The sequence below is a fragment of the Methanothrix sp. genome, assembly GCF_016706325.1.
In the GTDB taxonomy this organism is placed as follows: domain Archaea; phylum Halobacteriota; class Methanosarcinia; order Methanotrichales; family Methanotrichaceae; genus Methanothrix.
Window position 1 is genome coordinate 294,836 of record NZ_JADJJX010000001.1, and the last position, 25,875, is coordinate 320,710.

Consider the following 25,875-nt stretch of genomic DNA (forward strand, 5'->3'; position numbering starts at 1 on the left):
GGCAGTTTCAGCTCAGCCAGCCTCCTCCCTCATATTTCTCTTTGGGCTGCTCAGCCATGCGTACATATCCTGCAGCACGATCTCCTCCATCGGCCCCAGGGGCTGAATCCAGCCCTTTGAGGGATAAAAGCTGTGCCCCAGCCCCGGATAGATGATCAGGGTATGATCCGGGTGATCGGCCTCTTTCAGCCTCTCATCCAGCAGCCTGGCCTCCCGGACAGGGATCTGAGTGTCGTTTTCTCCCTGGAGGATGAGGATGCTGGCCGATACATCCTCTATGATATCCGTGCTGTTATTCAGGGCGAAGTAGGATGACAGCCAGGGGCTGGCCTGGACCACCTCAGGGGAGAGGAGCTGCTGGACCTGCTTTCTGATCAGCGGCTCGATGTTGGCCTTGATGCTGATATTGCTCCTCGGGTCAGCAGATATGGCCGAATGCCACTGGTATTCTTCTGTCGAATTGTTCCACTTGACCAGCCCTGCCGCTTGGAGCGGGGCCAGGCTCTCCCCCGGCTTATTCATCGTCGCCTCCACTTCTGCTATAGAGAGAAAGCCGTCGTGGTCGCCGTCCATCACCTCTTCAGCATAGAGCAGCGGGCGGGTAAATAGCTGGAACTGAAGGATATCCCTCAGGTTTCCCGCCGGGGCGGAGAGCAGGACCAGCTTTCCTATCCCTTCATCCTGCCGGGCGATCCTGGGAGCGATGATGGCCCCCTCGCTATGACCGAGAAGGGTTATGTCGCTCTGGTCCACCTCCGGCTGGGCTCTGAGGAGCTGAAGGGCCTTTTCTGCATCGCTCTTATAGCTGTGGTAGGTGGAGTTGGCCACAATGCTGGCGTTGAGGATGGTGCCGTTCAGCCCCACCCCTCTCTTGTTGAACCGCAGGACTGCAAAGCCCCTGGAAGAGAGATAATCGGCGATCTGCAGAAATGGCCGGGAGGGCTCATCCGATCCCGTAACCTCCGGGGGCAGGTACTCATTCATATCTATCGTCCCGCTGCCCTGGAGAAGAAGAACACCGGGGAAGGGGCCCGGGCCGGATTTCGGCAGGGTGAGCTGGGCATCTGTTGCCAGACCATCTTCAAGCTCAATCACCAGCTCGCGGGCCTGGTAGTCCTGGGCCTGGGCAACGGGAAATGAGTGCAGAACGACAAGGATGAAGATCAATGATAGAGAGGCAGATATCACCTTTATCCTCTCTTCGAACTCAAGGCGGCTGCTATTGCAGGAGAGCATACTCCTGTATCTCTCTTAATGAGCCTTAAATCTTGGGGTTCCACCCTGTTTATATATTCGCCCTAAGCTCATCCCAATAGCCTTCCTCCTGGCCCGATCTTTCCCCGCTCCGTCTGGCAGACGACAGACTGCAGGCCGCAGTCCCTGAGGATATAATGGATCTGCAGCATCTCCCAGTGGCTGGGCCGGAGCAGATCCATTCTTCTGAACTCCGGCCGGTAGTCCAGGAGGGAGACCTGGATCCAGGGATCTATCTCCACGATCCTCTCCGCCATCTCCTGGATCTCTGCTATGCTGATCAGATCTTCATTGAATGGAATGCCGATGCCCAAGAAGACCTGAGGATGGCGGTCGTGCAGGTACTTTGCTGCCTCCCAGGCGGTCTGCAGATATTTGGCCGCCAGACCCGCATCCATAAGGCCGGTCATCTCCATGAAGGTGGAGAGCCTAAGGGCCTTCAGATCGATGCCTATGTCGGTCATGCCCGCATCCACCAGCTCATCGATGTAATCCTCGGTCAGAATCGAGCCGTTGGTGTCCACATGGATGCGGGCGATTGGGTTTTTCTCCTTTAGAAGCTTTATGAAAGAGATCAGCCAGGGCCGGTTGAGGGTGCACTCCCCGCCGGAGATGGCTATCCTCTCCACTCCACACTCCCTTTTGGTCTCAGTCATCCTCTCTGCCGCCTCCTCCGGGGTGAGGAGCTCTCCGTAGTCTATGTAGGCATACTGCCAGTTCTGGCACTGAGGGCAGCAGAGGTTGCAGCCGGAGGTGAAGCAGACCGCCTCCAGAAAGCCCAGACCGCTTTTCAGCCACCAGGGTGTGCCCACCCCCCCAGCCATATGGCCCATGAAGCCTGCCACCATCCTGCGAGGCGTCCCTTTGGGTGAGGCTGTCCTTATCCTCATTCCCTCCTGCACCTGCGTCGTGCAGGCAGGCCTGTTTGCGCCGTCTATCTCCAGGGCGCAGGCCCAGCAGCCTCCCACCTGGCAGGGCATGAACAGGCCCTTGTCAGAGGGATGCATTGCAATGCTAAACCCGAGCACCTCCAGGGCTTCTTTGACTGAGAGATCAGAAGGAACCTGGATGCTTCTGCCGTCAACCTCAATTGTTGTCATCTCTTATGCCCTCGCTGATGCCATCATTGATGCCATTTCTTTCTATCCTGTCTTCTGTCTCACAGCCGATGCCCTCTCTTATGCTATCATGATGCTATTGGCGTGCTGGCTTCGTGATAGCATATCCAAAGGAGGCACAATTCCCCCAGATATGCCGTTGCTGGCAGGCGATCCAGGCGCTGATGGATCTGGGCGGCGAGGAGCTCTCGCTTATCGCTGCTGCTGGGGGCAGGGGTTCTGGTGACCTCCTGGATATTGATGTCATAGGCCCTCACATTTGCCAAGGGCTGCATTTTTCTCCTCTCTTCAGCCATCTCCACGAGAGTGTTGACGCAGTACTCGCTCTTAAGGGCTTTGTTAAAACCCCAGCACCAGCTCCCCACCTCCTGTATGCATGCCATCGCCGGCATCCGGGAGCAGAAAAAAGAGGCAATCGATCCGCCGGGAGGGCCTTCCCGGGAGGGGCTTCAGTTGAGGATGCAGTCAATGGCCAGGTCATCTGCCGATACCTATGTACCGGCGAAGATCCTAATGGAGGTCGGGCGTTCAAAGGCTGAGAATGGCGGGTATATCAGATGATCATCATCAGCTCATCGCCAGCGTCTCAGGGGAAAAAAGAGAGAGGTGAAGAGAGGTGGCTATTTGATTGCTGCCTCCAGCCTCCGGTTTACCTCATCCCAGTTCACAATGTTCCAGAAGGCCTCCACGAACTTGGCCCTCTCGTTCTTGTAGTCCAGGTAGTAGGCATGCTCCCAGACATCCAGGAGCATGAGGATGCGAAACATGGGATAGACATTCACATTATGCTTCTCGATCTGCATAATGATCGGCCTGCCGGTCATGCCACACCAGGAGAGTGCCGCCCATCCAGAGCCCTCTGTGCTCACAGCAGCAGAGGTGAACTCCTTCTTGAAGCGCTCGAATGACCCGAACTCCTTTTTCAGAACCTCTGCTAAAACTCCTTCCGGCTCTTTCTTCGCTTTGGAGGCAGGAGCGAGGTTCTGCCAGAAGAGGCTGTGCAGAACGTGGCCTCCCGCCTGGAAGGAGAGCTCTTTCAGTGTGGCCTTTATATCGATGTCCGATCCTGACTCCCGTGCCTTCTCCAGCCTCTCCAGAATGGCATTGGCGCCGTTCACATAAGCAGCATGATGCTTATCATGATGCAGCACCAGTTGGCCCTCGGAGATATGAGGCTCCAGGGCATTGCCAGCATAGGGCAGATCGGGGAGGACATATTTTTTCTTATCAGCCATCTTATATCACCTTGACATATCGCCTTGAAATATGGCTTTGAAGTATTGGTTTGATGTATTGGCTTGATGTATTGGTTTGATGTATTGGCTTGATGCATGCCTTGAAATAGCCGCTCAAAGCTTCTTGTGGCAGAACCACCAGTCCTCGCAGACCATATCTCCGCTGGTCTTTCTGGTGGCTGCAGTCTTCTCATCTCCTGGCGGGGGCACTATGACCTGGTCGCCGAGGAAGTCGTTGTTGGGCCAGTTGGCAGGAAGTGCCACCTTGTTCTTGTCTGCAACCTGCAGCGCCTTCAAAGACCTGATGATCTCATCCATATTCCTCCCTATCTCCTGAGGATAGAAGAGGATCAGGCGAATTGCGGCCTCGGGATCGACGATGAAAACCGCTCTCACTGTATTTGGCCCTTTGCCGGGATGGATCATTCCCAAAGCCATGGCAACCTTTCCCAAGTCGTCGGCGATTATGGGGAAGGTGATCTCCACCTTCAGGTTCTCTTTGATCCACTGGGTCCACTTCATGTGGGAGAAGACCTGATCCACCGATAGGCCGATCAGCTCGCAGTTCAGCTTATCGAAGTCGCCTCTCATCTTCTGAAAGGCCACGAACTCCGTGGTGCAGACCGGGGTGAAGTCCCCAGGATGGCTGAAAAGGACAAACCACTTTCCGGCATATGCATCCGGCATATTCATCGTTCCATGGGTGGTCTTGACCTCCAGGGAGGGGAATTTATCTCCGATCAATGGAAAGCTGATTGTTTCGGCTATATCGCTATGCGCAAATCCCCTGGAAGGGGTGGATTTATCAGTTACGGACATACTTAATACTTCTCCTTTAACATATATATTGATTCTCTTGGGTTATCTCCTGCAAGTAGCTGCGATCTCCGCCTCCATCACGGATTCCAATGGGGATAGCTTTATTTAAGAGTGATTATTAGCTAATAATTACTATGAACAGCGCTGAGAGCCTGGATCAGACCATCATAAAGACATTTCGCAACAGCGGCTATAGGGCCACCCCCCAGAGAATCGCCATAAGCAGATACATATTGCGCAATCATGAGCATCCTACAGCGCAGAGGATATATCAGGAAATCAAGAGGACCCATCCCACTGTCAGCCTGGCCACCATATACACTACAATCAAGATCTTAAAAGAGACCGGCCTGATTTGCGAGCTGAATCTGCCTCAATCCCAGACCAGATATGATCCCAATACAGAGCCCCATGTACACCTGATATGCCTGCAGTGCGGCAGCATCACCGACTGGATGGACCCAATAATGCAAAAACTGGTAAGAAATATATCCCGCAAGGCGAACTTCACTGTGATTGGATCGAGCTTTGATCTGGAGGGGGTCTGCGAGAGCTGCCATCGAAGGGCCAAGGAGGCCCTGAAAAGCTCGGCCCAACCGGCGGAGTTGGCGTCAACGATCAAAAGCTAAAAGCTAAAAAAATTTAAATCATTGATATCCGATCTGCAAACCGGCTCAGATCTGCATGGCTCTGAGCCGGGCGATCCTCTCCTCAGTGCTGGGATGGGTGGAGAAGAGAGAGGCTACTGCCTTCCCCTTGAGGGGATTGACGATGAACATATGGGCTGTGGATGGGTTCACATCTGACTGCACTGCCCGGTTGCCTGCCTCCAGCTTGGCCAGGGCGCTGGCCAGGGGGAAGGGATTGCCGAATATCCTCGCCCCCGTAGCATCGGCCTCGAACTCTCTGCCCCTGGATATCGCCAATTGAACAATGGTGGCGGCAATGGGGGCTAGGATGGCCATGGCCAGGATTCCCAGGGGATTGGCACCATCATCGTCCCCTCCGCCGAAGATCAGCGACCATTGGGCCATATTGGCCATAAATGTGATAACCCCGGCAATAGTTGCTGCTATGGTGCTGATCAGTGTATCACGGTTCTTGACATGAGCCAGCTCATGGGAGATCACCCCTGCCAGCTCCTCTTTATCGAGGATCCTGGTGATCCCGGTGGTCACGGCAACGGCTGCGTGCTTTGGATCCCTGCCCGTGGCAAAGGCATTGGGCATGGGATTATCGACTACATAAAGCCTGGGCATGGGAAGGCCGGCCTTGGCGGCCAGATTCTGAACCATGCCGAAGAGCTCCGGGGCTTCCGCTCCGCTCAGCTCGCGGGCCTTATACATCTTCAAGACCAGCTTGTCGCTGTACCAGTAAGATCCAAAGTTCATTAAAACGGAGAAGATAAGGGCTATGAGCATGCCACCTCTTCCACCGAGAAAGCCGCCGATCAAGAGCAAGATTCCTGTCAGACCGGCCAGCAATAGGGTCGTTCTGATCATATTGGCCATATGCAGCGATTGATCTCAGGGGTTATCTATCTTTTGCTCTTGCTTCAATGGATCTTTTGATCGTTCTGTATTTGAGGCATCAATGAAGAGCAATCTGGCAGCCTGGTTTTGAATATAAAACTTCAGAGCGCCGGCCCCAGAGAACAGGAGAGAGGATATCCTCCAAAGCCATAGCAAATCTATATCTGAAGGGCAGATCGTAAAGAGAGGAAGCAAGGAGCTGAGGCAAGAGATGTTCGCGCCGGTGGGCACAGAGGAGATTATACCTCGTAAGAGCTATCCCATAGTGACAGCAGCAATAGTAGCTGTAAACGTCCTGTTTTTTCTCTACGAGATATTCATCCTGATCACAGAGGGACAGGTGGGGGTGGCATCATTCTTCAGCAGCTTTGGCCTGGTGCCAGCTTATGTCATCAGTGGCAAGAGCTCTCTTCTGCCCTACTACCTGACGTTCTTCACTTCCATGTTCATTCACGCGGGCCTGCTGCATATCCTCTCTAACATGATCTTCCTTGCCGTCTTTGGGGACAACGTCGAGGACATGATGGGACGGGCGGCTTATCTGGCATTCTATCTGGTCTGCGGCCTTGCGGCAGCAGCGGCCCAGATCGCCGCCGATCCCACATCGATGATCCCCAATGTGGGGCCAGCGGGGCGATAGCAGGAGTCCTGGCAGGTTATCTGGTGCTCCTGCCCAGCGGCACTGTGCGCCTTCTGCTGTTCTTCGGATTCTTCTATCGCATCACCAAGGTTCCTGCACTGCTCTTCATCTCCGTCTGGTTTATCATCCAGATCTTCAGCGGAGTGGCATCCTTAGGAGTGGTGGCGGATACTGGCGGGGTGGCCTACTGGGCACACGTTGGAGGGTTTGTGGCCGGACTTTTTCTTGCCTCTCTCTACAAGGCGTTCATGAGAAGACGGCTGTATCCTGGATATTGACCATCCATGCCACCTCTATGATCTTCTCTTGCCCCTCCCCATTCCCTTCAGAGAGCTTTCCTCCACAATCAGCTTTCCTCCGCAATCTTTTTCTTCAGATAAGCAGAGGTGCGATCTGCAGTGAGGTATGCAATGGGGTGAATTCGATGAAAGGGCATTTTTTGCCTCTCCTGGTGCCTGTGGTTCTGCTCTGCTTTCTGCTTTGCCATACGGCCCGGGCAGGGGAGGGCGAGATCAGCTGCTACAACAAGGGGATCGATCTGGCCGAACAGAAGGCCAGGGCGATAGGGGATTAGAAGGCGTCGAGCTGGTGATATCGGATGCACACAAGGGGATTCAAAAAGCCGTGGAAGCTTCGTTTGTGGGAGCCTCCTGGCAGTACTGCCATGTCCACCATTCAAGGGCGGTCCTGGAGAGCATTCCCAACAAGGACAAACAGGAGATCGCCGATAAGTTGAAAGAGGCATCGGATGGCGAGATGAAGATGCAGGAATTGGCGAAGGAGCTGAGAGATCGAGGGTACGATCCTGCTGCAGAGACAATCGACAGGTTCAGATTCGATCTATGGAATTATAAGGCGTATCCGAAGGCGCATTGGAAGAGGATACGAACCACAAACATCATTGAGCGCATCAATAAGGAATTGAAGCGCAGAAGCAGCCCTGTGGGAGCATTCCCGAGTGATCAATCCCTGATGAGATTAGCAGGATGCATCATGATAAATATAAATGAAGAATGGGTCACAGGTAAAGAGTATTTAACGATGGACGTAGAGTAATGATATACCCCTCTCCTAAAATCTATTTTATCTTAGGGCTTCATTCGAGCTGAATTCAAATTTAACTTACAAATTTAGAATATTTTTTTGATTAAACTCAGGTGGATGTTCAAGATACGAATTCAAGTAGCTATGAAAACTGTTAAGTAATTTGGACACCTAATATCAGGTTGCACAACCAAAGGAGGTTGGATATTATGTTGTCTCCCTTGATTCCTGATATCAGGCATCCAAAATGGATTATAGTCGTCAAATTACTTGAGATTATCGCTTCTCCAAGAGCTAATAAAATCGCGGGTACTGTACTTTCCAAGTTTCTCCTAATTTTTTATTATTCAAATTATTCTCCTCGTTAGATTTTCAATCCTAGACCTTTAAGCACATGAAGTAGTCCACCTTTCGGCACAGGTAAATTAAAATACATCATGATGTATTCAAATGTTTCTCCAAGTGCCTGCATTTTTACTTGATCGATCATCTCGCCCATTGTTCTTGGATTTGAGCCGTCTTTTGCTGATGGATTGTCTATTTCCCAGAAGAGAATTGCAGCCCATACTGAAAAAACAAGTTGGATAAATCTCTCAATGGAGTTTTTATCCCTTAATTGATAATCTTTGAACCCCAATTTTTGATTTGTTTCTCGGTGGGCTGTTTCGATATCCCATCTATCCTCGTAAATAGATATGACTTCTTTCGAAGAAAGGGATTTGTCGGTGCTTATGATATACTTTGTTCCCCCGTCTCTCTTTCTTTTAGAGATAACAAGTTTGACCTCTCCGATGCGATCAATTATAACATTTTTTTTCAAATGTGTAATAGGTCTTTTTCTTTCCCCGGACATTGATAATTGTCTTGGTGAAATGCTTTTCATCAATTTGGTTTGCCATTTCCTTAACTTGGAATTTCATGATGTTATTTATCCCAACTTTTCTATCGGATTTAATTTGGCACACTACGCTGTGCCCTAAATTTATGCATTTATTAATTAAGTCTTCGGATGACCACCAGCTATCGAAAACTATACAGAGGTCCATCCCTTTTGGGACCTTCAATGGTTCAATTATCTCATCAAAGGCAATTTCCAGCTTTGTCTTGAAATTCACACATTCATCGCTATTTTTGAAGTACATCTTAGCCTTATGTGGAATGAATAATCCTTTTGACTGGATTACAGAGGTAACAAAATTGTTACCCCAAATGTAGGATTCTTTACTATGATCGTAAAATCTACCAACACCATCCGTTTGGATTCCATTCTTTTCGTTATATGTATCATCAATTATTAGCAGTATTTTATCATTATTTTTTAAACATAATTTATCGATGAAAAGATCCACTTTACGCTGCGCGACCTCATTTCTCATCCCAGTTAGCATCGCTTAAAACCAATTATATGAAGAACGTGCCTTTTTACCTTTACTGCAGTCCGCCATAGTATCACATAGGTTGGCGACAGTCTTGGATTTATCACATACGCTCAGAGCCCCGCATAGGTCTCGAAATGAGCAATAGCTCGGTTTGGTAAAGAGATCCTCAAATTTTTCAAGAACGGCTCTAATTGTAATGGTACCTTTACTATTTTGATCATTCTACTCCCATACGAGTAAAATCAATCCAAGTATAAAAACTTTAAATTTTAAAATCGCGTTTGAGATTTGAATTAATCAAAATATATTATAAATAAAGCTAAAAGTTGGAAAGTACAGGCGGGTAGATTAAAAACATATGACAAAGATAAATTTTTATTGTCAATCAAAGTCTTAATCCTATCGGATCTATTTGAAAGAGATATTTCAAGGCTTGTTTCCGAAATAAATGAAAATATTGCCTTAAAGAGGCTTTTAAGGATTAATTTAAAGTTAAAAGCAAATGAAATATACAAGATGCAGTCAAATCTCGATTATGAATTGATTTTCACGTTTTTTAAAAGATTATTTCAGCTTAGAAAGAGATTGAGGGATAAAAAGGTAGAAACAGTAATTATTGACACTAGTTCTATCGTTATCGACCTTAATTTGTGGAGAAACCAATATAGAATTGGTAAGGGAGATAAAGAATATAAATATTCATATGGTCCATCTATAGGATATTATGTCGGATTTAAGTTGATTTTGGCAATAAATCAGGATAATGAGATCCTGGGGTTTGAAATTTTCAAAAACTCGCCCAATGACTCTAAAATGCTTATTCCTTTCCTCGATAAGCTATATCGCTCCAGAATTATCAAATCGGAAGATATAATCATCTGTGATAAGGGTTTTACGTCAAAAAACAATTATCAGACTATCATCAATAGATTTAATATCGTTCCGATCATATATCCTAGGAAAAACACAAATTTAGAGAAGATAATTCATAACCTAAATCCACCTTTGGATTTGTTTTTTTGTAAAAAATATAATTTGGCCATTTGGAAACGAACTGTAGTTGCTTTCAAAAAACTAATCTATGAATGGGAGAGTTTCAAGATAATAAGGTCGAATATTGAAGATTTCTTTAATATAGCTAAGAATTTTCTAGGAATGAACCGAAACCATCAATATACGAAGGTTAGCATCGAAAAGAGGGTTGCTCGAATAATTTTGGTAGTGTGCCGAATTTTCTGTAATTTTGTACAGGCCCTGTTATCCCACTCATTACTCCATATCCATAGATAAATACTTTCTAGTTGTCATCCATTCTTCGTTGATGTCTATCAATATCGACACGCCTAACCTCATGAACGATTTATCGCTCGGGAATGCGCCTACTACTCTTGATCTCCTTTTCAACTCCTTGTTGATCCTCTCCAGTCCATTGGTCGTCCTGATCCTCCGCCAATGCTCTCTGGGGAACGCCCTGTAATTCCATAAGCTGAATCTGAAGCGCTCAGCCGTATCCGCGGATTTGGAATATCCTCGATCTTCCAGTTCTTGAATCAATTGCTGCATCTTTGTTTCGTCTTCGAGAGCTATCTTGATTTTTTCTGCTATCTCCTCTTGGTACTTCTTGGCAACGTTCCTCAGAACTGCTCGCATCAGATGAACATGACACATGTTCCGACTCTGTCGGAACTCTCGCTGACTTCAGTCAGCGATATCTGCCATGAGGCGCCCAGAAATGATTTCTCCACTGCTTTCTGAATTCCTTTGTGGCCATCAGATATTACGAGCTTCACTCCAGATAATCCTCGATCTGCCAGGTCCTGAAACAATCCAGACCAGAAGAGTTCGTCTTCGCCATCTGCTATTCTGGCTCCCAGTATCTCGCGATATCCATAATCTCTGACTCCCATGACTATCATGAAGGCCTTAGAGACATATCTTGAATTGTCTCTTACTTTGAAGTAGCTTGCATCTACATAAAGATAAGGAATAGGATGATCAATCGGTCTCTTGAGGAATTCTTCTACTTTCTCGTCAAGCTCTTGAGATATCCTGGAAACGCTAGACGCGGATAGATTCTCAACTCCAAGTCTTGATACGATATCCTGGATTCGCCTGGTTGAGACTCCTTGAAGGTACGATTCGACTACGGCATTGATCAGAGCCTTCTCCACGCGCGAATATCTATCAAAAACTTTGGTCTCGAAGGAAATTTCCCGGAATTGAGGCTTCTTAAGCCTGAGTTCTCCTACTCGCGTTTTCAGAGATCGTTCCTTATAGCCGTTCCTGTGTGCCTTTCGGGAGTCAATTCTCTGATACGGTTCTGCATCAGCCTGCTGTATTGCTTCCAGCTGCATGACCAGGTTCAAGAACCAGGTCAGAAGCTTCTTTATTCCATCATCTTGATCGATAAGATAATCTTCTAGGAGTTCTATTGGTATCATGGTCCTGTTTCCTCCTTTTGCCAAGATTGGATTGGATACAGGGCCTATATCTTTCTTATTATCAAATTACAGAAAATTAGCTACACTGCCATAATTTTCTTGACCCAAACGTTGATTTGTTTGTTGGATGATCTAAATATTGATAAAAGGGCCATACCATATTGGTGATCTTGGGAGAGGGTATAATGATAGTAGGATACAAGGCGGCTACGAAATTACAGCATTTTCGAGACACTACCCCTTTCAGAGTACTTGGAGAGGAAAGGCTTTCCTTCTTGGGGGGTCAAAAACGAATTGGCGTTTCCTTAAATAGGGGGGTCAAAATTGAGTCGGCGAATACACTAAAGGGCGGTTTAGGGCTTGTCCAGCCATGCCATCCTTCGATCACTTAAAGAACACCTGCCGGCAGGTGAATTCATAAGCACCAGGATGGGCCCTTAAATCGTGCTACAGAAATTATAATTAAGAATAGATTTTAAAGATGGTAATTAGATAAACACAATTGACAATGAAGCCTGTAATATACCTTGAGGGGAAACAGTAAATGGAGAGAAAGCAATGCCGTATTCTCCTCCAATGATTTTGTTATCGTACTCACCTGTCTCCCCCTTTCGGATCTTGGTCAGAATCTCACTTGCAGGAATTTTCTTTCGATTATCGGTCGCTTCTGCCGTATCGCCTCAACCTTACCGCTAGAATTGCCACCAGCTCTTTTTCTTGATCTCTTCTTTCCATGGAAGAATCACCATTGTCTCTTTGCCTTGGCCTTTTCCGACTTGATGTTAAGGTAAATAGGCTTATACTTTGGGTGTGCTGTGCCACATGGCGATATATTGTGCCTATTATTCGTCTTTGGTGGCCCTTCGCCTTGCTTCCCTATTTCTCTTTACCGTCGGAACCTTTAACGCCCAAAACATTAGTGAGCTTTACTTTAGTGGTTACCGGTTCAACTTCAAGCTGAGTTAGCCATTCTTCAAGATCTCTTAGACGATCTAATGTTTCTGGTTTGATATTGTCATGGAAGTTCTTTTGAAGCTTAGAAGCGTGATCTCTATCTGTAGTTGTTGGGTGAAGACGCTCTTCTTCCACGGCGTCCCTTACTCGTAATGCTTCATAATTATAATTTTTCACTTGAAAATAAATGGCGCTTAAATCTATTGCCTTACCCTTAAAAAGAGCAATATTTCCGGAATTCACTATGGAATTCCACGCATCTATAGGTATTAAATTTACGCTACCATCCAAAAGTTTAATCGATTCCTTTGCTTCATGCATAAGCAAATTCATGAAAAATAATCGTTTTTCTTCTTCTAACTCCTTTCTATGTTCATCATTTAGTTTGAATCCTAAATATACACCAACAAGTGCACCAAAAAACGGGCCCACCAATACACTCAAGAACCCCAACATTGGGGTAATCATTTGAAGAATTAAAGCAATAACTCCTATTAGAATCAGTACCATTAGTGATATAATGATATAAGCGTCCATTTCTTTCACCGCCAGAATTGCCACCAGCTCTTAGCCTCGGCCTTTTCTAAAACATTCTCCGAGGTTCCTGCAACCATATGCTTGGTCTTTGGATACCGCCCATTGCTAGATCCCAAAGCCGTCATACTCATTGATCGCTTAATCAACTCATGCGAAGATGGCTTCGCCTCAGCTTCCACCTTGTTTCTCTCCCAGCTCCTCGTATATCGCCCTGGAGTGAACCCCTGATAGTAGACAGGTAGTTAAGCAATGGTATTTAAAGCAACCTCCAATTCGAACTGATCCGGAGACATGTAATCCAGTGCCGAATGCAGTCTCTTCTTATTGTAAACCTTCTCAATGAAATGCCAGATGTTTTCATAGGCATCAACAAACGTTCCGTACTCATTAAGATATACCTCCTCGACCTTTAGAGTCTTGATAAAGCTCTCCGCAAACGCATTGTCATATGGATTTCCTTTTCTGGACATGCTGATCAGAATATTATGGTTTTTAAGACAGTCAACATAATCTTTAGATGCATACTGCACCCCTTGATCTGAGTGATGGATGAGCCCAGTTAGAGATTCTGACCATCTATTCCTCAATGCCTTGGCCAATGCATTCATGGCCAGCTGGCCTCCCAAACTCCGGCCCAGATCCCAGCCGATACACTTTCTGCTGGCGAGATCCAGGATCACTGCCAGATAGATATGCTCATGCCGCAGTTGGATGTATGTGATATCCGACGCCCAGACCTGATTCACTCCGGTCACAATGGTGTTCTTCAGAAGGTTTGGATACACCGGCAGTCCATGACTGGAATCGGTTGTTACTGGCTTGAACTTATTCTTCTTATGGCACAGCAGGTTATCCAGAGGCATGAGCCTTAGCACCTGCTTTTGGTTGACGGGATAGCCGCGATGATGGAGCTCTGCAGTTATCCTTCGATGGCCATATCCAGGAAATTCCAGAGCAATATCTCGAATCTCGGGTAGCCTGACGATTTTGCTGTAAAATTTTCAGTAATATTCCGTAGCGGAAAACGACTTGCTGTCCGCGAGATAGCAACAAGTTATTCTGCGAGGTATTATAATTGGCCCTGTATCCCCAAGTCGCAAAACTCAGGAGGGACACAGAGCCATGAATACAACTGACTTAGCAGATGATTATCTTGTCGATGTCCCGATTGTGATCGGGACTCTTTCCCTGTAAGTGAAAGATCGGAAAGAGTGCATGAAGAAGCTAACCACCACGCTCTTAAATGAGGTAATGCAGCAGGAAGCAGAGAACCAGATCCAGGCCCGCCCCTATGAACGCACTGGCAAGAGAAAGGCGCACAGGAATGGAACACGACCGCGAAAGCTCAAGACTATTCACGGCGAAATCGAGCTTGAAAAACCTCAAATCAGAGAATTCCCGTTCAAGACCACTGTCTTCGAGAGATATTCTCGAGTAGAAGAATCTGTTAGAGTCGCTGTTGCTGAATCTTATCTCGCGGGAGTGGCAACAAGAAAAGTCGAAAAAGTGTTTTCTGAATTCGGATTAGAAAATATCTCACCTTCTGAAGTATCGGTCGTGAGCCTCTAATGGGTTTGAGTTTTGTAATATGGAAAAGTCAAGAGTTCCTGCAAGCTCCAGACATGATCGATTAAGCCAGCTTGCTTCGCGGGACTATTGAACTTCGTTATGCCCATCTCATTTCTATATTTTAGAGCACGATGCTTTCGGCAGTAGTTGAAGTGCGCGAAATATAGGGTCATTTGGTTATTCAATTCTGCAGTCTCCTTAGAGAAACCTATGGTTTTCCTTGATATGCGGTTATTATCTTGTCTGCATGTCAGGTTTTGCCGTTCAATGTAGCTGGTAGATATCATTTTGTGGTCTATATCTTTGCCAAATATGATTCTCTTGACCACTTTTTTAGTCTACCGTTGACCCTCATTTTAATGACTTGAGCATATTGTAATAGTTCATCTACGATTAATTTAGGACTTCGAGGTCGCCCTCGCTTGCCTGTTGGTGCGAACGGCTGTAGTTTTCCATATTGCTTTCGAAGAGCTGCTGCATATAGTCTTAATCCATCTGTCACAAAGAGCGGCATTGATCTGAGTCTTTTGGCAGTATTTGAAACGAGCTGATCTGCATTTTCCTGAGATCGCTCACCGATAACATGTGAAAGCACCAACCTGCAATTTGCAGCCATGCTTATCCAGATCCAAGTTCCTTTATCTTCGTATTCACCTTCTCTGGGTAGTGTTTTTCCCCCACAAAGTCCATGCCTCGTCCATCTCTACCTTTGGGGTCTCTACATCCTTCAAGACAACTTCATTGACTTTTTCACTATGCTTTGCTGCTTTCGAGATCCAAGTGCTTACAGTAGATGGTTTTGACTCAAGGATCTCAGCTATTCCTAAGACACTCATTCCACGCATGGCCATTTTTAGAGCCAGCTTGATCTTTTCTTCGTTTGTTCTTGTGTCATAGAATGCAGTGTTAGTTCTATCACAGAATCTGGTACCACATGTGTGGCAAATATATTTCCTGACCTTGCCGGAGCTTATCTTGTAAGTTCCGTACACAGTGACGTTTCCTTTCCCAGCAATTCCAAATAGATTGCACTGCTCATTCGGGCATGCTACATCCAAGAATCGAGGCTTTGGACCTCTTTTGCCCATTTTGCTACACCCCATGTAGCATATAGGAATAGGTTATATAAATAACAGCCGATTGTAGATTCACGACCGAATTTATCTATCGCTTGAATTTATCTATCGCTTGAATTTATCTATCGCTTGAATTTATCTATCGCTTGAATTTATCTATCGCTTGAATTTATCTATCGCTTGAATTTATCTATCGCTTGAATTTATTGATTTTGCTGATACCTCTTCGCCATTTATGATAGTTAATCTGCATCATGCCTATCATGATGCCCAGGATGCAGCCCATCATTCAATAGGCAAAAAGAATAAATGGTAAAAGCCCAACTACGAGAATTGATGGGGTACACACCCATTCATTAGGAGGTTCATAAATGAAGTCGATTCTCACAGCCGTCGTTGCTATTGTTTTTTTATCAAGCATTATAGCTGCAGCCAGCGCTGCAGATGTTCTTGATCTGAGCACAATAAATAAGAAATCAAAAGCAAGTGTCCTGACCCTTCCCCAGATATCTCCCACCATGCCCACCATCGCACCCACCGCCTTGGGAGGCGATGTAGAGAGCAATGTTATGGATCTGAGCACCCTTGGGAAGAAGATAGAGCCTGCTGTCCCTGCAACTGTTATCAAAGGGGCTTCACCAATCACAGTCACCCCCATGTTCGCCGTTAAGAATGCCGATGCAGGCAATCTTGGAGGAACAGTCTTCACTCTGCCTCAGGCGGTCTCCTCTGGTGCTTCGGTCATCACCCCGCCAATAGCCATATTCGGTGGAGCTTGAAGGATCAAAGAGGAATGCGATTGAGATGGCAGCAGAGCTGAGGTGGACGGCAAAGAGATCTCGCTGCTGGAAGATAATCGGGATCAAGATATCTAATGATTGACTGAAAACCATCTCTCAATCCCGCTTGCCCTTTTTAAAGGCAGAGGTAAGATCTATGAAATAGGTCCCTTCTTTGACCGCCATGATCAGCTCATCCCTCTCGAACAGAGATGGCAGGTTCAGCTCATAGGTTCCTGGAGCTGTGATCTTCACGCTCTCCAGGGCTCTCTCCTCTCCCGGCCATAGGAGTTTATTCTGGCGGTCATCGCTCCGATGGTCTGCCCCCGGGTGGTTGGGAGGGAGAGCAGCCCCTCTGGTCGATCTATCTGGGACCGATCTGTTCATGGCTGATCTGTCCACGACCGATCTATCTGTAGCTGATCTGTCTGGGTCTGATCCATCTATGGATGACCTGCCGATGGACTGCTCTTTTCTTGACGGCTGGATGCTTGAGGATACATGTCTCTCTGCTTTGGGAGGTTTTCTTACTCCCATAGCGCTGGTTATCAACTGATCCTCTCCTGCGGCTGGCATATCCTCGCCCTGTGGGAGCTTGCGCATGAACATGAATTTCTTCCAGCCACAGGATGGACAGCCTTTGAGGATATCCTCTCCTGACTTGAAAACGCTATTGCAGCGGGTGCAGATGTGAGGCATTCAATCCCCCACAGAGACCTTGGTGCTGATCTGAAACTCGTCCTTCTCAATGGTGTGAATCTGATTTGCCGGGCCGATTACCGTCATCCTGCCCTTGAAGCCCTTTCCAAATATCCGGTTTAAAAAAGATCCTCCCTTCTTGGATGGATAGCTCTCGATCTCAATTCCGGAAAACTCATCAACCCTGATCTCAGTCATGGTCATCTCGATGAGCCGCACCTCCTCATCCGGAGTCAGGCCGCTCTCCAGGACAACGATCCTTCCCGTTTTCACCTTGTCCAGTATGAGCCTGATCTTCTCCATAGATGTCATATTCTCCAGCTTCTCCTCGGAGATTAGGTCCATATGCACTTCTCTCATCAAGATCACCCGAAGTGATTCGCGATTGCCTGATAAAGGTCGTCTAAATTAGATCCCTCTAAAGCGGAGATCGGGACAATGGAATGCTGGGGAAAGGCAGCGCTGATTCTGGAGGGTGAGGCATTGGGCAGGTCCATCTTGTTGGCCACAATGAGGAGGGGCAGCTTTCTCGCTTCCATATTTCCTATCACTGTCACATTGACCTGTGTATAGGGGTCTTCAGTGGAGTCCATAACCAGCAGCACTCCATCCAGGTCATCCAGCCATTTTATGGCCTCTATGACTCCTTCTGTGGCCTCTTTGGCCCTCTTCTTGGATTCGGCCTCAGACAGCCCAAAGGCCATGAATTCCTTAAAATCAATCTTGGTCGCCATCCCCGGCGTGTCAACGATATCCAGCTCGATGCTCGATCCATTGGCATTGATTACCAGCCCTTCTCTCCTCATCGCCCTGCGGGTCTCATGAGGAATGGGAGAGACCGTTCCCATGGAGTCTCCTCCGCTCCAATCACTCAATATTCGATTGGCCAGAGTGGTCTTTCCGGCATTGGGAGGGCCGTATAACCCGATCTTAGCCCTCTTCTTCTTGAAGATCTTTTTTATCCAGGCTCCAAGGTTCTCTCTGAAGCTGCTCATGAAACCCATGTACTACCTCAGATGAGATTAGGACATATCTGTACTAATAATTTTCCATGTCTTTTATTCAGCCGTCATCCATCCGGCAGGGTAGAAATATTCACTATCTTATGAATATCATAATAAGCAACCATTTATATTCCAGAAATCAATTATTTTTGTCAGGGAAAGTCCCTCCCGGATCTCGATCAGACGGATATGCTGAAAAGAATTGTTTAATATTTTTATATATAAAACCTGAAATCTCTTTTACATGGGATAAAAATTGAGGCCTGTTCGGAGATGAAATTGAAGGCCGGTTCTGGGAATATGGCTGAAGATTGAACCGGCATGGCCACGCCACAGAATATGGCCACTGAGCATGACCGCGGAGTATGTCCACAGAATATACTAAAAGTTTGCGATATTCAATTGATGGCCTGGCATCAGGCAGACATGTTCTGCGCCGGACAATGGGATATAAAGCCATCGAACTGACCGCTGCTTCGCAGCCTTTTCCAGGCCTCTTTGAGCGATACCTCGTGGATATCGGCATAGCTATCCCGCATATACGGACAGGCCCTGATTGTGCCATCAACAGCCACATGCATCCATCTCCTTCCAGCCATGCATCCCAGCATCTGCCCTTCGAAATAGGTATTGGCGAAGAGGCGGGGGCCGTCCGGGGTGGAATTGATCTTGCGGTAGAGGTTTATTATCTTCTCCCTCTCAATCTGGGTCAAGGCCTGCTCTGGATTCTTGGGCATGCCCTCCCAGATGGACAGCTCCTGAACCCCCATCTCGCTGGCAAGCTGGTGAAGCTCCACTATCCTGTCCACCTGGCCGGAGAGAATGTGGCAGGACATGGTGACCATCAGGCCGGTGTCCAGAGCAATGCGGATCGCCTCCAGAGCCTTGGCTTGAGCGCCGGGAACGCCTCTCACCTGATCGTGCTCCTCGGGAACAGTGCTATAGACTCCGATTATCAGATTGTAGAGCCCCGCCTCTCTGAGCTTGACTGCTCTTTCCACAGTCATCTCCAGTCCGGGGGTGAACAGATTCACCACTGCCTTCTCCCGGTCTACATATCTTATCAGATCGAAGATGTCATCTCTCAGGAGAGGATCGCCCTCAGTGAAGGTAATGATGCAGGTGCCCATATCCAGGGCCTGATCGATGACTCCTTTTATCTCCTCAAAGCTCAGCTCGCCCTCCCCCTCCTTTATCAGACAGTGATCGCATTTAGCGCCACAGCTTCTGGTGACCTCTATGGAGACGGTCTGGGGAACAGGCCTCCCTATTGCCATCCGCGCCTCGTTTATAAGCAGCCTCTTGAACGGGCCGCTGGGAATGGGCGGAAGCCAGGTGCTGGCGACCAGATCCTTCAGCCTGACCTGGGCAGGCTTTTCCTCCTCCAGCCTCTGGTTTGCCATATTCAAAACCGGCTGGATCATTCGCGCCAGGGCGCCTTGGGCTTGTAGGGCCCGAGCATCCCTATCAAAGTCCACACAAAGAGCGGCCGTCTTGATAAGCTGGGTCATCAGAGATCCTTTTTTCAGTGCAGTTATAGAGTTATCGCCCAGGGGGAAGGAAGAGATAAGATTAAATCGATCCATCCTCCTGTACGGAAATGGTGTTGCCAAAGTGTCTGAAGTTGTACTGGCCTATTCCGGCGGCCTGGATACATCAGTCTGCATTCCTCTCCTCCGGGAGCGCTATGGATTTGATAAGATAGTTACCGTTCTGGTGGATGTCGGCCAGCCGAGGTCGGATATAGAGAGGGGGAACCTCAGAGCGAAATTGCTGGCAGATGAGCATTATACTGTAGACGCCAGGATGGAGTTCGTGGAGAGATTTCTCTTCCCCCTGATCAAGGCCAATGGCTCATATGAGGGATATGTCCTGGGAACGGCCATCGCTCGCCCCCTCATCGCCAGCAAATCGGCGGAGATCGCTGAAAAGCTGGGCATTAAGAACCTGGCCCATGGGTGCACTGGTCGCGGCAATGACCAGCTCCGCTTCGAGGCCATATTCAGGGCTACAGACTGCCGGGTTATAGCCCCCATGAGAGAGCTGGACCTCTCTCGCGAATGGGAGATAGACTATGCCCGCGAGCATGGCATCGATGTGCCTGTGACCAAGGATAAACCCTGGTCGATCGATGAGAACATATGGTCCCGCTCGATCGAGGGGGGCAAACTGGAGGATCCCTACTTCGAGCCGCCGGAGGAGATCTACGACTGGACCAAGACCCCGAGCTCTGATAGATCCGCTCAGATAGTTGAGATCGGGTTCAAAGAGGGCGTGCCCATTTCACTGGATGGAAGGGGGATGAACGGCCTGGAGCTGATCGAGAAGCTCAACCAGATCGGTGGCGAGCACGGTGTGGGCAGGACGGACATGATCGAGGACCGGGTGATGGGGCTGAAGGCACGGGAGAACTATGAGCATCCTGCTGCCACCATCCTCTTGACGGCCCATAAGGATCTGGAACGGCTGGTCCTATCCCGCAATGAGCTTCGCTTCAAGGTCATGGTGGACGAATTCTGGTCTGAGCTGGCCTATATGGGCCTGGTGGAGGATCCCCTTTATGCAGACCTGAATGCCTTCATCGATCAGTCTCAGAAGAGAGTGAACGGCTCAGTCAGGATGAAGCTCTTCTGCGGCAGCGCTGTCCCAGTAGGCCGCCAGTCCCCGGATGCCCTTTATTCCCAGGATATGGTCTCCTTCGACTCCCAGACCCTGAGCCAGAAGGATGCTGAGGGCTTTGCCAAGTATCATGGCTTCCAGGCCAGGCTGCTGAAGAGAAAGGAGAGGTGAAAGGAGAAGAAGGGAAAAAGGAGAAGAGGGGAGATAAAGGAGAGCATTTATTTGATATCGCCTCCATATAACATCAATATGTCCAAACTGGTGATATCTGAAGAGGCCAGATCTGAGCAACTCGCAGATCTCGCAATTGCCATAAATGAGATCGTTCGCCTTCCTGTGACCATGAGGGGGGCGAAACACCCTGGTGTCCGGGTGGAGGATGGCAAGGTGGTGGATGGGGAATATACCGGTCCGGTCCTGGAAGAGGCCATAAGAACTGCAAAGCCCATCCGAACCATCCCCGAGAGCGGGACCTTTAAAGGCATTCCTGTATCCGTCGCCCCGGTATTGCAGCAGGGCAAGGCTGTTGCCGCCATCGGCATAGTGGATGTAATTGGAACCATCGATATCCCTGAGGTCTTTGGGGCCTATTCGAATGTAGTTGCGCAGGTTTCAGGGAAGGTCCAAGAGAAGAGATGAGAATTCGCAGAGCAGAGCCAAGGGATCTGCCGCAGATGCTGCAGATCGAATCGCTCTGCTTTCCGGAGGAGACGGCATTTCCTCCGGGGGTGTTTGCCTATCTGATCCGTTATGCTGTGGCAATAGTCGCCTGTGAGCCTGAGGATCAGATCCTGGGATTTATAATCGGATATACCAGCGGGAGTGCAGGCGCAGTCTATACCCTGGATGTCCATACTGGCTACCGGAGGAGGGGAATAGGAATTAAGCTATTGCTGGCCATGGAAAAGAGGCTCGCCCGGATGGGCGCCAATGCCGTCCGCCTGGAGGCCGCCCTGGAGAAGCCCGGTGCCCGGAGGCTGTATCGCAAGGCAGGGTACAGGGAAAGGGAGATCATCCGCAACTACTACGGCCAGGGATGCCATGCGGTGAGGATGTGGAAGGCTCTGCCCTCCGTCGAGTTTGGCACTCAGAATTGATCCTCAGAACTGATCTTCAGAACTGGTCTTCAGAACTGATCTTCAGAACTGATCTTCAGAACTGATCTTCAGAACTGATCTAAAAACTCTGGCTCTTCGCTGATTTGCGCGGGCGATGTGCAGATGAGGATCTTCCCAGCCAGGAATCCCTGTTATCCTCGATATGAGCAGGGAAGACTGCAGCTCACTTCTCCGCCGCCTCCATCAGCTTTGCCCTGCTCTTCTGCACTCCGCCAGGATACCGGGCGAGGGGGCCCCTGGCAGGAGATGCCGGGGATGGTTTTGTCGGCTGTAATGGCCTGCAGATGCAATCGAGCACCTCAAGGGCGATCTCTCCTCTGCTCCCGCCCGACGGCAAATGCAGCATAGGCCTTTCCAGCTACCTTCCCTTTGGACGGATAATAGGTCCTGCCATAGGTCCTGCCTAAGAAATCCCTGAGTGCCCCGGCGATGTAGATGAATTAATCGGCAGGACCGAAGGCCATTGCGTCGCTGCCCAGGAGATCATCAAGAGTGGTGTCGAATGCTCTCTGGAAAAAATCTATGCCTCTGCCTCACCCATCAGTCTGTCCACCAGCCATTCGGGTTCGAACTTCACCAGATCGGGATATGTCTGTCCTACGCCCAAGAAGAGCACCGGCTTTCCGGTGACATGGGCGATGGATATGGCAGATCCTCCTTTGGCATCGGCATCCGTCTTGGTGAGGATCGATCCCCCGATGGGCACCGACTCATTGAAGAGGCGCGCCCTCTCAACGGCATCGTTGCCTGCTATTGCCTCATCCACGAATATCAGCAGATCAGGATTGGTGACCCGGACGATCTTTTTCATCTGGTCCATGAGATTGATGTTGGTGTGCAGCCTCCCAGCTGTATCCGCCAGAACGACATCCTTGTTATGGGCGCGGGAATACTCGATGGCGTCGAAGATCACTGCCGCCGGATCCCCACCGGTCTTGTGCTTTATCACCTTCAGCCCCAGGTTGTTGCCATGAACCTCCAATTGTTCAATCGCCCCCGCCCGGAAGGTGTCGCCTGCCGCCAGAACCACAGAGTAGCCCTGGTCCAAGAGATACTTAGCCACCTTGGCGACGCTGGTGGTCTTGCCAGTGCCGTTCACCCCCACGAAGAGGATCTTGACCGGCTTCTCCTTCGTGCGGATGTACTCATCGAAGTCCAGATGGTTCCTGGAGAGAAGGGTTATCAGTGCACTTCTGAGCGAGTCCTCAGCCAACTGGCCGGTGTCCGCCCCGATCTTCCTCTTCTTTCCCACCAGATCGGACTTGACCTCTCGCACGATCTCCTCTGCTACTGGAAGGGCGACATCGCTCTCCATGAGAGCCATCTCCAGGGCCCACATGGGCTCCTCCAGATCCTTCTCCTCCAGGATTATCTCCTGCTCGAAGACCAGTGTTTTGGCCTTCTGCAGGAATGAGAATCTGCTCTTCTTATTATCAGCCTTTTCATTGTCCGGGGCCTGCGCCTGGGGCTCCTCCAGGGCAGAGGGAAGAGATGCAGCCTTTTCGGCCTCTCTTTGGCTCTCCTCTGGGGACTTTTTTCTGGGCCCTTCTCCAGATCCCTTCGATCTGGAATCCTTCCTGCTGCTGCCCTCTGCCTCCAAAGCCAGTCTCCCCTCGGCCTCGATCTCCTCAGGCCGCGGCTCTTTATTTGCTCCAGAGGCAGAAACCTTCTCCGCGATCTTGGCTGAGAGGGCCTCTTTGTAGCCGGAAAGCTTCTCCTTGAACCGGTTAAACAACCCCTTCGCTCTCCTGTCCGCCGCCAAAGCGGCTTTCGTACTGCTGCATCATCCCTTGAATCTTCTGCATCTCCTGATCGATCTTGGCAAGGATCTCGCTGAGCTTTTTCGAGCCCTCAAGGACCTCGTTCTTGCGCAGCTTCAGGATCTCTTTGGCCTCGGCAGGGCTCTTCTCTATGCTCACACCTGCCCCGACATTCAAGATCACATTCTCCTTGGAGGCGAGTTTGCCGTGGATGAAAGATCCAGAGCCTATGGGAACCAGAATCTCCTGATCAACCTCCGCCTCCTCCAGAGCCTCAACAGCGCCAAGAGCCCTTTCCAGGCCCTGAGCGGCGATCTGAGTCAGGCCGAGCTGATGAGAGATTCCTTCTGCCTGGACCTGGTATTGCTCATATGCGGCCAGGAGCCTTCTGATCTCCTCCTCGCTTCCAGGAGAGCTACTCAATGATCTTCACCTCGTCTATCTTGATGAGGCCTCTTTTCAGGCCATGTTTGCTGCCCATAAGGGAGTAGACCTTATTTACGGCATTAGCCTCATTCTGGCTCTTCACTACCTTGCTGAAAGGAAGCCAGGTCTTGCCGATAAGTCCGCCCTTATATCTTCCCTTGATCTCAAAATTGTTCATGAATTCTCACCTTTATTATGCCAGGAAACCCAATGCATCCTCAATGCGGCCCAGTTCCAGACCGGTGCTCTCTTCTCCTGCCAGGTAGCCAAAACTATTCGCCAGCAGACCTGAGCCCACCAGAGGCGAGCCGAGGTTGACTGTGCCCACGTCCACGGGCAGTCCGAACAGCTCCTCTAGCACTGCTATCTCCTGCTCTGATACCCGAGGGTGGACAAGAAGGCCCTTGTTGGTGGCAACCCCGGCCATGCCCACCGTCCTCAGGCCTCCTATGGTGCCCTTCTGCACCCTCACCTCCATAGTCTCCTCAATCGTCCGGCAGGCTTTGGTGGAGAGGGCGGGATGAACTAAAGCCGCACTATCGTTGGCCAGAATCACATTGCCCGCAGCATTGATCCTGGCAGGCAGCTTGGAGACATTACCATGCAGGCGAAGTATTCTCAGATCATCGGCATCAGCATGGCGGCTGACCACAAATCCGCACCTATTGGCAGATATGAGCGAGCCGACCACCGAGCCTATGCCAGGCGGGATAGATACCGCCTTAACTTCAAGCTCTTCTTCTATTGCTGCCAGATCCTCTTCTCCAACATCTGCCGGCAGAAGCACCAGATCATCTGTGCAGCGGGCGAAGACCCCCAGAAGACTGCTGCCGGCGATCTTTGTCCTCTTATCTCTCACCGGCAAACTCTGCTTCCACTCCGCCGTCTTCGAATTTAACCGCCCGTACCCTAACCCGCCTTGGAGGTTTGCCAGCCCCTCTTCTCCATATCACCTGGTTTAAGCCGGGGTCGATCTTCACATCCTCGGCTGGGACCTTCATATGCCGGGCAAGGTAATTCCTTATCTCAGTCATGGCCCGGTTGGACCTTCTGTAAACGGGAACGCATTTCACAATACCCAGGGGTATGGTGTAGACTCTCTCTGTGTCCGTCATTGTCATCTCTCTAGGCTGCTTCTTCGCCAATATCTTCTCTTTGGATGAGCAACTACCTTCCTCATGGTCTTGACTATGACCCAGGAGGGGACCCTACGATTCTGATTGAATGCTTTGGCAAGCCTGATCTTCTTGCCCTTTAATTTCTTGGACAAATCTCTTCCTCCGAATTACTCTCGTGTGCGTATGATTGGAGGGGAAGATCCTGTCGACCTCCCCCTGGCCATGCCTCTCTCGAAGCGCATATCTCAGGCCCACCTCGAAGTCCGAGGCAGGATACCTCTCGGAGAGAGCCTCCTCGAAGTCCAAATAGCGCGAGGCCATGGCCTTGATGGCTCTTTTGCCCAGGCCCGCCAGGGGTCTTAAGTATTGCACGTGCAACCGGTCTTCCAGGCTTTGGATGGCGCCGAAGTCCATCTTTGGGGCGCGATCATCCCTTCTTGTTCCGTCCGCCACAAATTCGCACTCTTTTGCCACTGTCTCTACTGCAATGGGATGAATATAATTGAGAGCGTCATAGGGATAGCCGGTGGATTGCAGCATCTCCAGGGCTCTCTCCAGAACATCCGCACTGAAGATCACCCTTCTCAGGGGATGTCCCAGCTCTCTTGCTGCATCTTCTGCTCTCGTCCAGGAATCGTCGTGGCCGAAGCTGAAGTTCACCAGCTCTATCTCCTCGAAGAATGGCTCGAGGAGAAGGGCCGCCAGGCTGCTGTCTTTTCCGCCGGAGAACAGGACTACGACCCTCATAACCGAC

26 protein-coding genes and 7 pseudogenes are annotated in these 25,875 nt (G+C 49.4%); 10 read left to right on the top strand and 23 right to left on the bottom strand.

The genetic code is table 11. The features are described 5' to 3' along the window. Positions 1 to 12: 12 nt before the first annotated feature. The 5 genes from IPI63_RS01525 to IPI63_RS01545 all read right to left on the bottom strand — a co-directional run bounded on the left by IPI63_RS01525 (position 13) and on the right by IPI63_RS01545 (position 4,426). On the bottom strand, positions 13 to 1,236 hold the full coding sequence (locus IPI63_RS01525; RefSeq protein ID WP_292476251.1) for a S9 family peptidase: 1,224 nt from the start codon (positions 1,234 to 1,236) through the stop codon (positions 13 to 15). Between the two features lie 68 nt (positions 1,237 to 1,304). After that, complete coding sequence (locus tag IPI63_RS01530; protein ID WP_292476252.1) at positions 1,305 to 2,354, bottom strand: radical SAM protein; 1,050 nt, start codon at positions 2,352 to 2,354, stop codon at positions 1,305 to 1,307. Between the two features lie 86 nt (positions 2,355 to 2,440). Further along, positions 2,441 to 2,755 (bottom strand): hypothetical protein, encoded by a 315-nt coding sequence (locus IPI63_RS01535; RefSeq protein ID WP_214065319.1) that lies wholly within the window; start codon positions 2,753 to 2,755, stop codon positions 2,441 to 2,443. A 237-nt stretch (positions 2,756 to 2,992) separates the two neighbouring features. Next, positions 2,993 to 3,607 (bottom strand): superoxide dismutase, encoded by a 615-nt coding sequence (locus IPI63_RS01540; RefSeq protein ID WP_292476254.1) that lies wholly within the window; start codon positions 3,605 to 3,607, stop codon positions 2,993 to 2,995. A gap of 114 nt (positions 3,608 to 3,721) precedes the next feature. Continuing rightward, entirely contained in the window at positions 3,722 to 4,426 is a 705-nt protein-coding gene (locus tag IPI63_RS01545) for a peroxiredoxin (RefSeq protein WP_214065322.1), read from the bottom strand. 134 nt (positions 4,427 to 4,560) lie between these two features. On the opposite strand from IPI63_RS01545, the gene IPI63_RS01550 reads away from it, so the two are divergent. Beyond that, complete coding sequence (locus IPI63_RS01550; protein ID WP_214065323.1) at positions 4,561 to 5,055, top strand: Fur family transcriptional regulator; 495 nt, start codon at positions 4,561 to 4,563, stop codon at positions 5,053 to 5,055. A 45-nt stretch (positions 5,056 to 5,100) separates the two neighbouring features. On the opposite strand, the gene htpX is transcribed toward IPI63_RS01550, so the two are convergent. Beyond that, entirely contained in the window at positions 5,101 to 5,937 is an 837-nt protein-coding gene (htpX, locus tag IPI63_RS01555) for a zinc metalloprotease HtpX (protein WP_292476258.1), read from the bottom strand. 463 nt (positions 5,938 to 6,400) lie between these two features. On the opposite strand from htpX, the pseudogene IPI63_RS01560 reads away from it, so the two are divergent. From IPI63_RS01560 to IPI63_RS01570, 3 genes and pseudogenes are all read left to right on the top strand, one after another. Next, positions 6,401 to 6,876: pseudogene (locus tag IPI63_RS01560) on the top strand (rhomboid family intramembrane serine protease). A 146-nt stretch (positions 6,877 to 7,022) separates the two neighbouring features. Continuing rightward, on the top strand, positions 7,023 to 7,172 hold the full coding sequence (locus IPI63_RS01565) for a hypothetical protein (RefSeq protein WP_214065996.1): 150 nt from the start codon (positions 7,023 to 7,025) through the stop codon (positions 7,170 to 7,172). Next, positions 7,160 to 7,654, top strand: a pseudogene (locus IPI63_RS01570) (transposase); the annotation flags it as partial. The gene IPI63_RS01565 and the pseudogene IPI63_RS01570, both read left to right, overlap by 13 nt. Positions 7,655 to 8,006: 352 nt before the next feature. Here IPI63_RS01570 and IPI63_RS01575 read toward each other — a convergent pair. Then, a pseudogene (locus IPI63_RS01575) lies at positions 8,007 to 9,242 on the bottom strand (IS701 family transposase). A 157-nt stretch (positions 9,243 to 9,399) separates the two neighbouring features. Here IPI63_RS01575 and IPI63_RS01580 point away from each other — a divergent pair. Continuing rightward, positions 9,400 to 10,311, top strand: a complete 912-nt coding sequence (locus tag IPI63_RS01580) for a transposase (RefSeq protein WP_292476260.1) — start codon at positions 9,400 to 9,402, stop codon at positions 10,309 to 10,311. On the opposite strand, the pseudogene IPI63_RS01585 reads toward IPI63_RS01580, so the two are convergent. From IPI63_RS01585 to IPI63_RS01595, 3 genes and pseudogenes are all read right to left on the bottom strand, one after another. Beyond that, positions 10,291 to 11,462, bottom strand: a pseudogene (locus tag IPI63_RS01585) (IS256 family transposase). The gene IPI63_RS01580 and the pseudogene IPI63_RS01585 sit on opposite strands and share 21 nt — an antisense overlap. 876 nt (positions 11,463 to 12,338) lie before the next feature. After that, positions 12,339 to 12,977 (bottom strand): hypothetical protein, encoded by a 639-nt coding sequence (locus IPI63_RS01590; RefSeq protein ID WP_214064575.1) that lies wholly within the window; start codon positions 12,975 to 12,977, stop codon positions 12,339 to 12,341. A 218-nt stretch (positions 12,978 to 13,195) separates the two neighbouring features. Continuing rightward, positions 13,196 to 13,924, bottom strand: a pseudogene (locus tag IPI63_RS01595) (IS3 family transposase); the annotation flags it as partial. Positions 13,925 to 14,075: 151 nt separating this feature from the next. On the opposite strand from IPI63_RS01595, the pseudogene IPI63_RS01600 reads away from it, so the two are divergent. Continuing rightward, a pseudogene (locus IPI63_RS01600) lies at positions 14,076 to 14,516 on the top strand (transposase); the annotation flags it as partial. 2 nt (positions 14,517 to 14,518) lie between these two features. On the opposite strand, the pseudogene IPI63_RS01605 reads toward IPI63_RS01600, so the two are convergent. After that, positions 14,519 to 15,610, bottom strand: a pseudogene (locus tag IPI63_RS01605) (IS1 family transposase). Between the two features lie 359 nt (positions 15,611 to 15,969). Here IPI63_RS01605 and IPI63_RS01610 point away from each other — a divergent pair. Beyond that, the gene (locus IPI63_RS01610) at positions 15,970 to 16,377 is read left to right on the top strand and encodes a hypothetical protein (protein WP_214066436.1); all 408 of its coding nucleotides are present in this window, start codon (positions 15,970 to 15,972) and stop codon (positions 16,375 to 16,377) included. Positions 16,378 to 16,494: 117 nt separating this feature from the next. Here the strand turns inward: IPI63_RS01610 and IPI63_RS01615 are convergent, their stop codons facing one another. The 4 genes from IPI63_RS01615 to IPI63_RS01630 form a co-directional block, all read right to left on the bottom strand. After that, a complete protein-coding gene (locus IPI63_RS01615; protein WP_292476263.1) occupies positions 16,495 to 17,076 on the bottom strand; it encodes a Zn-ribbon domain-containing protein in 582 nt (193 codons plus the stop codon). Further along, positions 17,077 to 17,421 carry a DUF2073 domain-containing protein gene (locus IPI63_RS01620; RefSeq protein ID WP_292476264.1) on the bottom strand — a complete coding sequence of 115 codons (345 nt, stop codon included), beginning with the start codon at positions 17,419 to 17,421 and terminating at the stop codon, positions 17,077 to 17,079. A gap of 20 nt (positions 17,422 to 17,441) precedes the next feature. Then, positions 17,442 to 18,080: an Era-like GTP-binding protein gene (locus IPI63_RS01625; protein ID WP_214066433.1), complete on the bottom strand. Its 639-nt coding sequence runs from the start codon at positions 18,078 to 18,080 to the stop codon at positions 17,442 to 17,444. A 416-nt stretch (positions 18,081 to 18,496) separates the two neighbouring features. Continuing rightward, a complete protein-coding gene (locus tag IPI63_RS01630; RefSeq protein ID WP_292476265.1) occupies positions 18,497 to 19,591 on the bottom strand; it encodes a radical SAM/SPASM domain-containing protein in 1,095 nt (364 codons plus the stop codon). A gap of 103 nt (positions 19,592 to 19,694) precedes the next feature. Here IPI63_RS01630 and IPI63_RS01635 point away from each other — a divergent pair, with 103 nt between their 5' ends. The 3 genes from IPI63_RS01635 to IPI63_RS01645 all read left to right on the top strand — a co-directional run bounded on the left by IPI63_RS01635 (position 19,695) and on the right by IPI63_RS01645 (position 21,796). Then, a complete protein-coding gene (locus IPI63_RS01635) occupies positions 19,695 to 20,870 on the top strand; it encodes an argininosuccinate synthase (RefSeq protein WP_292476266.1) in 1,176 nt (391 codons plus the stop codon). A 78-nt stretch (positions 20,871 to 20,948) separates the two neighbouring features. Further along, complete coding sequence (locus tag IPI63_RS01640) at positions 20,949 to 21,338, top strand: DUF2111 domain-containing protein (protein WP_292476268.1); 390 nt, start codon at positions 20,949 to 20,951, stop codon at positions 21,336 to 21,338. Then, positions 21,335 to 21,796: an N-acetyltransferase gene (locus IPI63_RS01645; RefSeq protein ID WP_292476269.1), complete on the top strand. Its 462-nt coding sequence runs from the start codon at positions 21,335 to 21,337 to the stop codon at positions 21,794 to 21,796. Before IPI63_RS01640 ends, IPI63_RS01645 begins: the two co-directional genes overlap by 4 nt. A 184-nt stretch (positions 21,797 to 21,980) precedes the next feature. Here IPI63_RS01645 and IPI63_RS01650 read toward each other — a convergent pair whose 3' ends face one another. From IPI63_RS01650 to IPI63_RS01685, 8 genes are all read right to left on the bottom strand, one after another. Beyond that, on the bottom strand, positions 21,981 to 22,163 hold the full coding sequence (locus IPI63_RS01650; protein WP_292476271.1) for a hypothetical protein: 183 nt from the start codon (positions 22,161 to 22,163) through the stop codon (positions 21,981 to 21,983). 174 nt (positions 22,164 to 22,337) lie between these two features. Continuing rightward, positions 22,338 to 23,552, bottom strand: coding sequence for a signal recognition particle-docking protein FtsY (gene ftsY, locus IPI63_RS01655; RefSeq protein ID WP_292476272.1), 1,215 nt, complete (start codon positions 23,550 to 23,552; stop codon positions 22,338 to 22,340). Then, on the bottom strand, positions 23,545 to 24,000 hold the full coding sequence (gene pfdA, locus IPI63_RS01660) for a prefoldin subunit alpha (RefSeq protein WP_292476273.1): 456 nt from the start codon (positions 23,998 to 24,000) through the stop codon (positions 23,545 to 23,547). The genes ftsY and pfdA overlap by 8 nt, the downstream gene beginning before the upstream one ends. After that, complete coding sequence (rpl18a, locus tag IPI63_RS01665) at positions 23,993 to 24,181, bottom strand: 50S ribosomal protein L18Ae (protein WP_214080388.1); 189 nt, start codon at positions 24,179 to 24,181, stop codon at positions 23,993 to 23,995. Before rpl18a ends, pfdA begins: the two co-directional genes overlap by 8 nt. A 15-nt stretch (positions 24,182 to 24,196) precedes the next feature. Further along, the gene (locus IPI63_RS01670) at positions 24,197 to 24,862 is read right to left on the bottom strand and encodes a translation initiation factor IF-6 (RefSeq protein WP_214065411.1); all 666 of its coding nucleotides are present in this window, start codon (positions 24,860 to 24,862) and stop codon (positions 24,197 to 24,199) included. Further along, positions 24,852 to 25,118 carry a 50S ribosomal protein L31e gene (locus tag IPI63_RS01675; RefSeq protein ID WP_214065414.1) on the bottom strand — a complete coding sequence of 89 codons (267 nt, stop codon included), beginning with the start codon at positions 25,116 to 25,118 and terminating at the stop codon, positions 24,852 to 24,854. The genes IPI63_RS01670 and IPI63_RS01675 overlap by 11 nt, the downstream gene beginning before the upstream one ends. A gap of 2 nt (positions 25,119 to 25,120) precedes the next feature. Beyond that, a complete protein-coding gene (locus IPI63_RS01680) occupies positions 25,121 to 25,273 on the bottom strand; it encodes a 50S ribosomal protein L39e (RefSeq protein ID WP_214065410.1) in 153 nt (50 codons plus the stop codon). After that, positions 25,212 to 25,868 (bottom strand): 7-cyano-7-deazaguanine synthase, encoded by a 657-nt coding sequence (locus IPI63_RS01685; RefSeq protein ID WP_214065409.1) that lies wholly within the window; start codon positions 25,866 to 25,868, stop codon positions 25,212 to 25,214. The genes IPI63_RS01680 and IPI63_RS01685 overlap by 62 nt, the downstream gene beginning before the upstream one ends. Between the last annotated feature and the right edge of the window lie 7 nt (positions 25,869 to 25,875).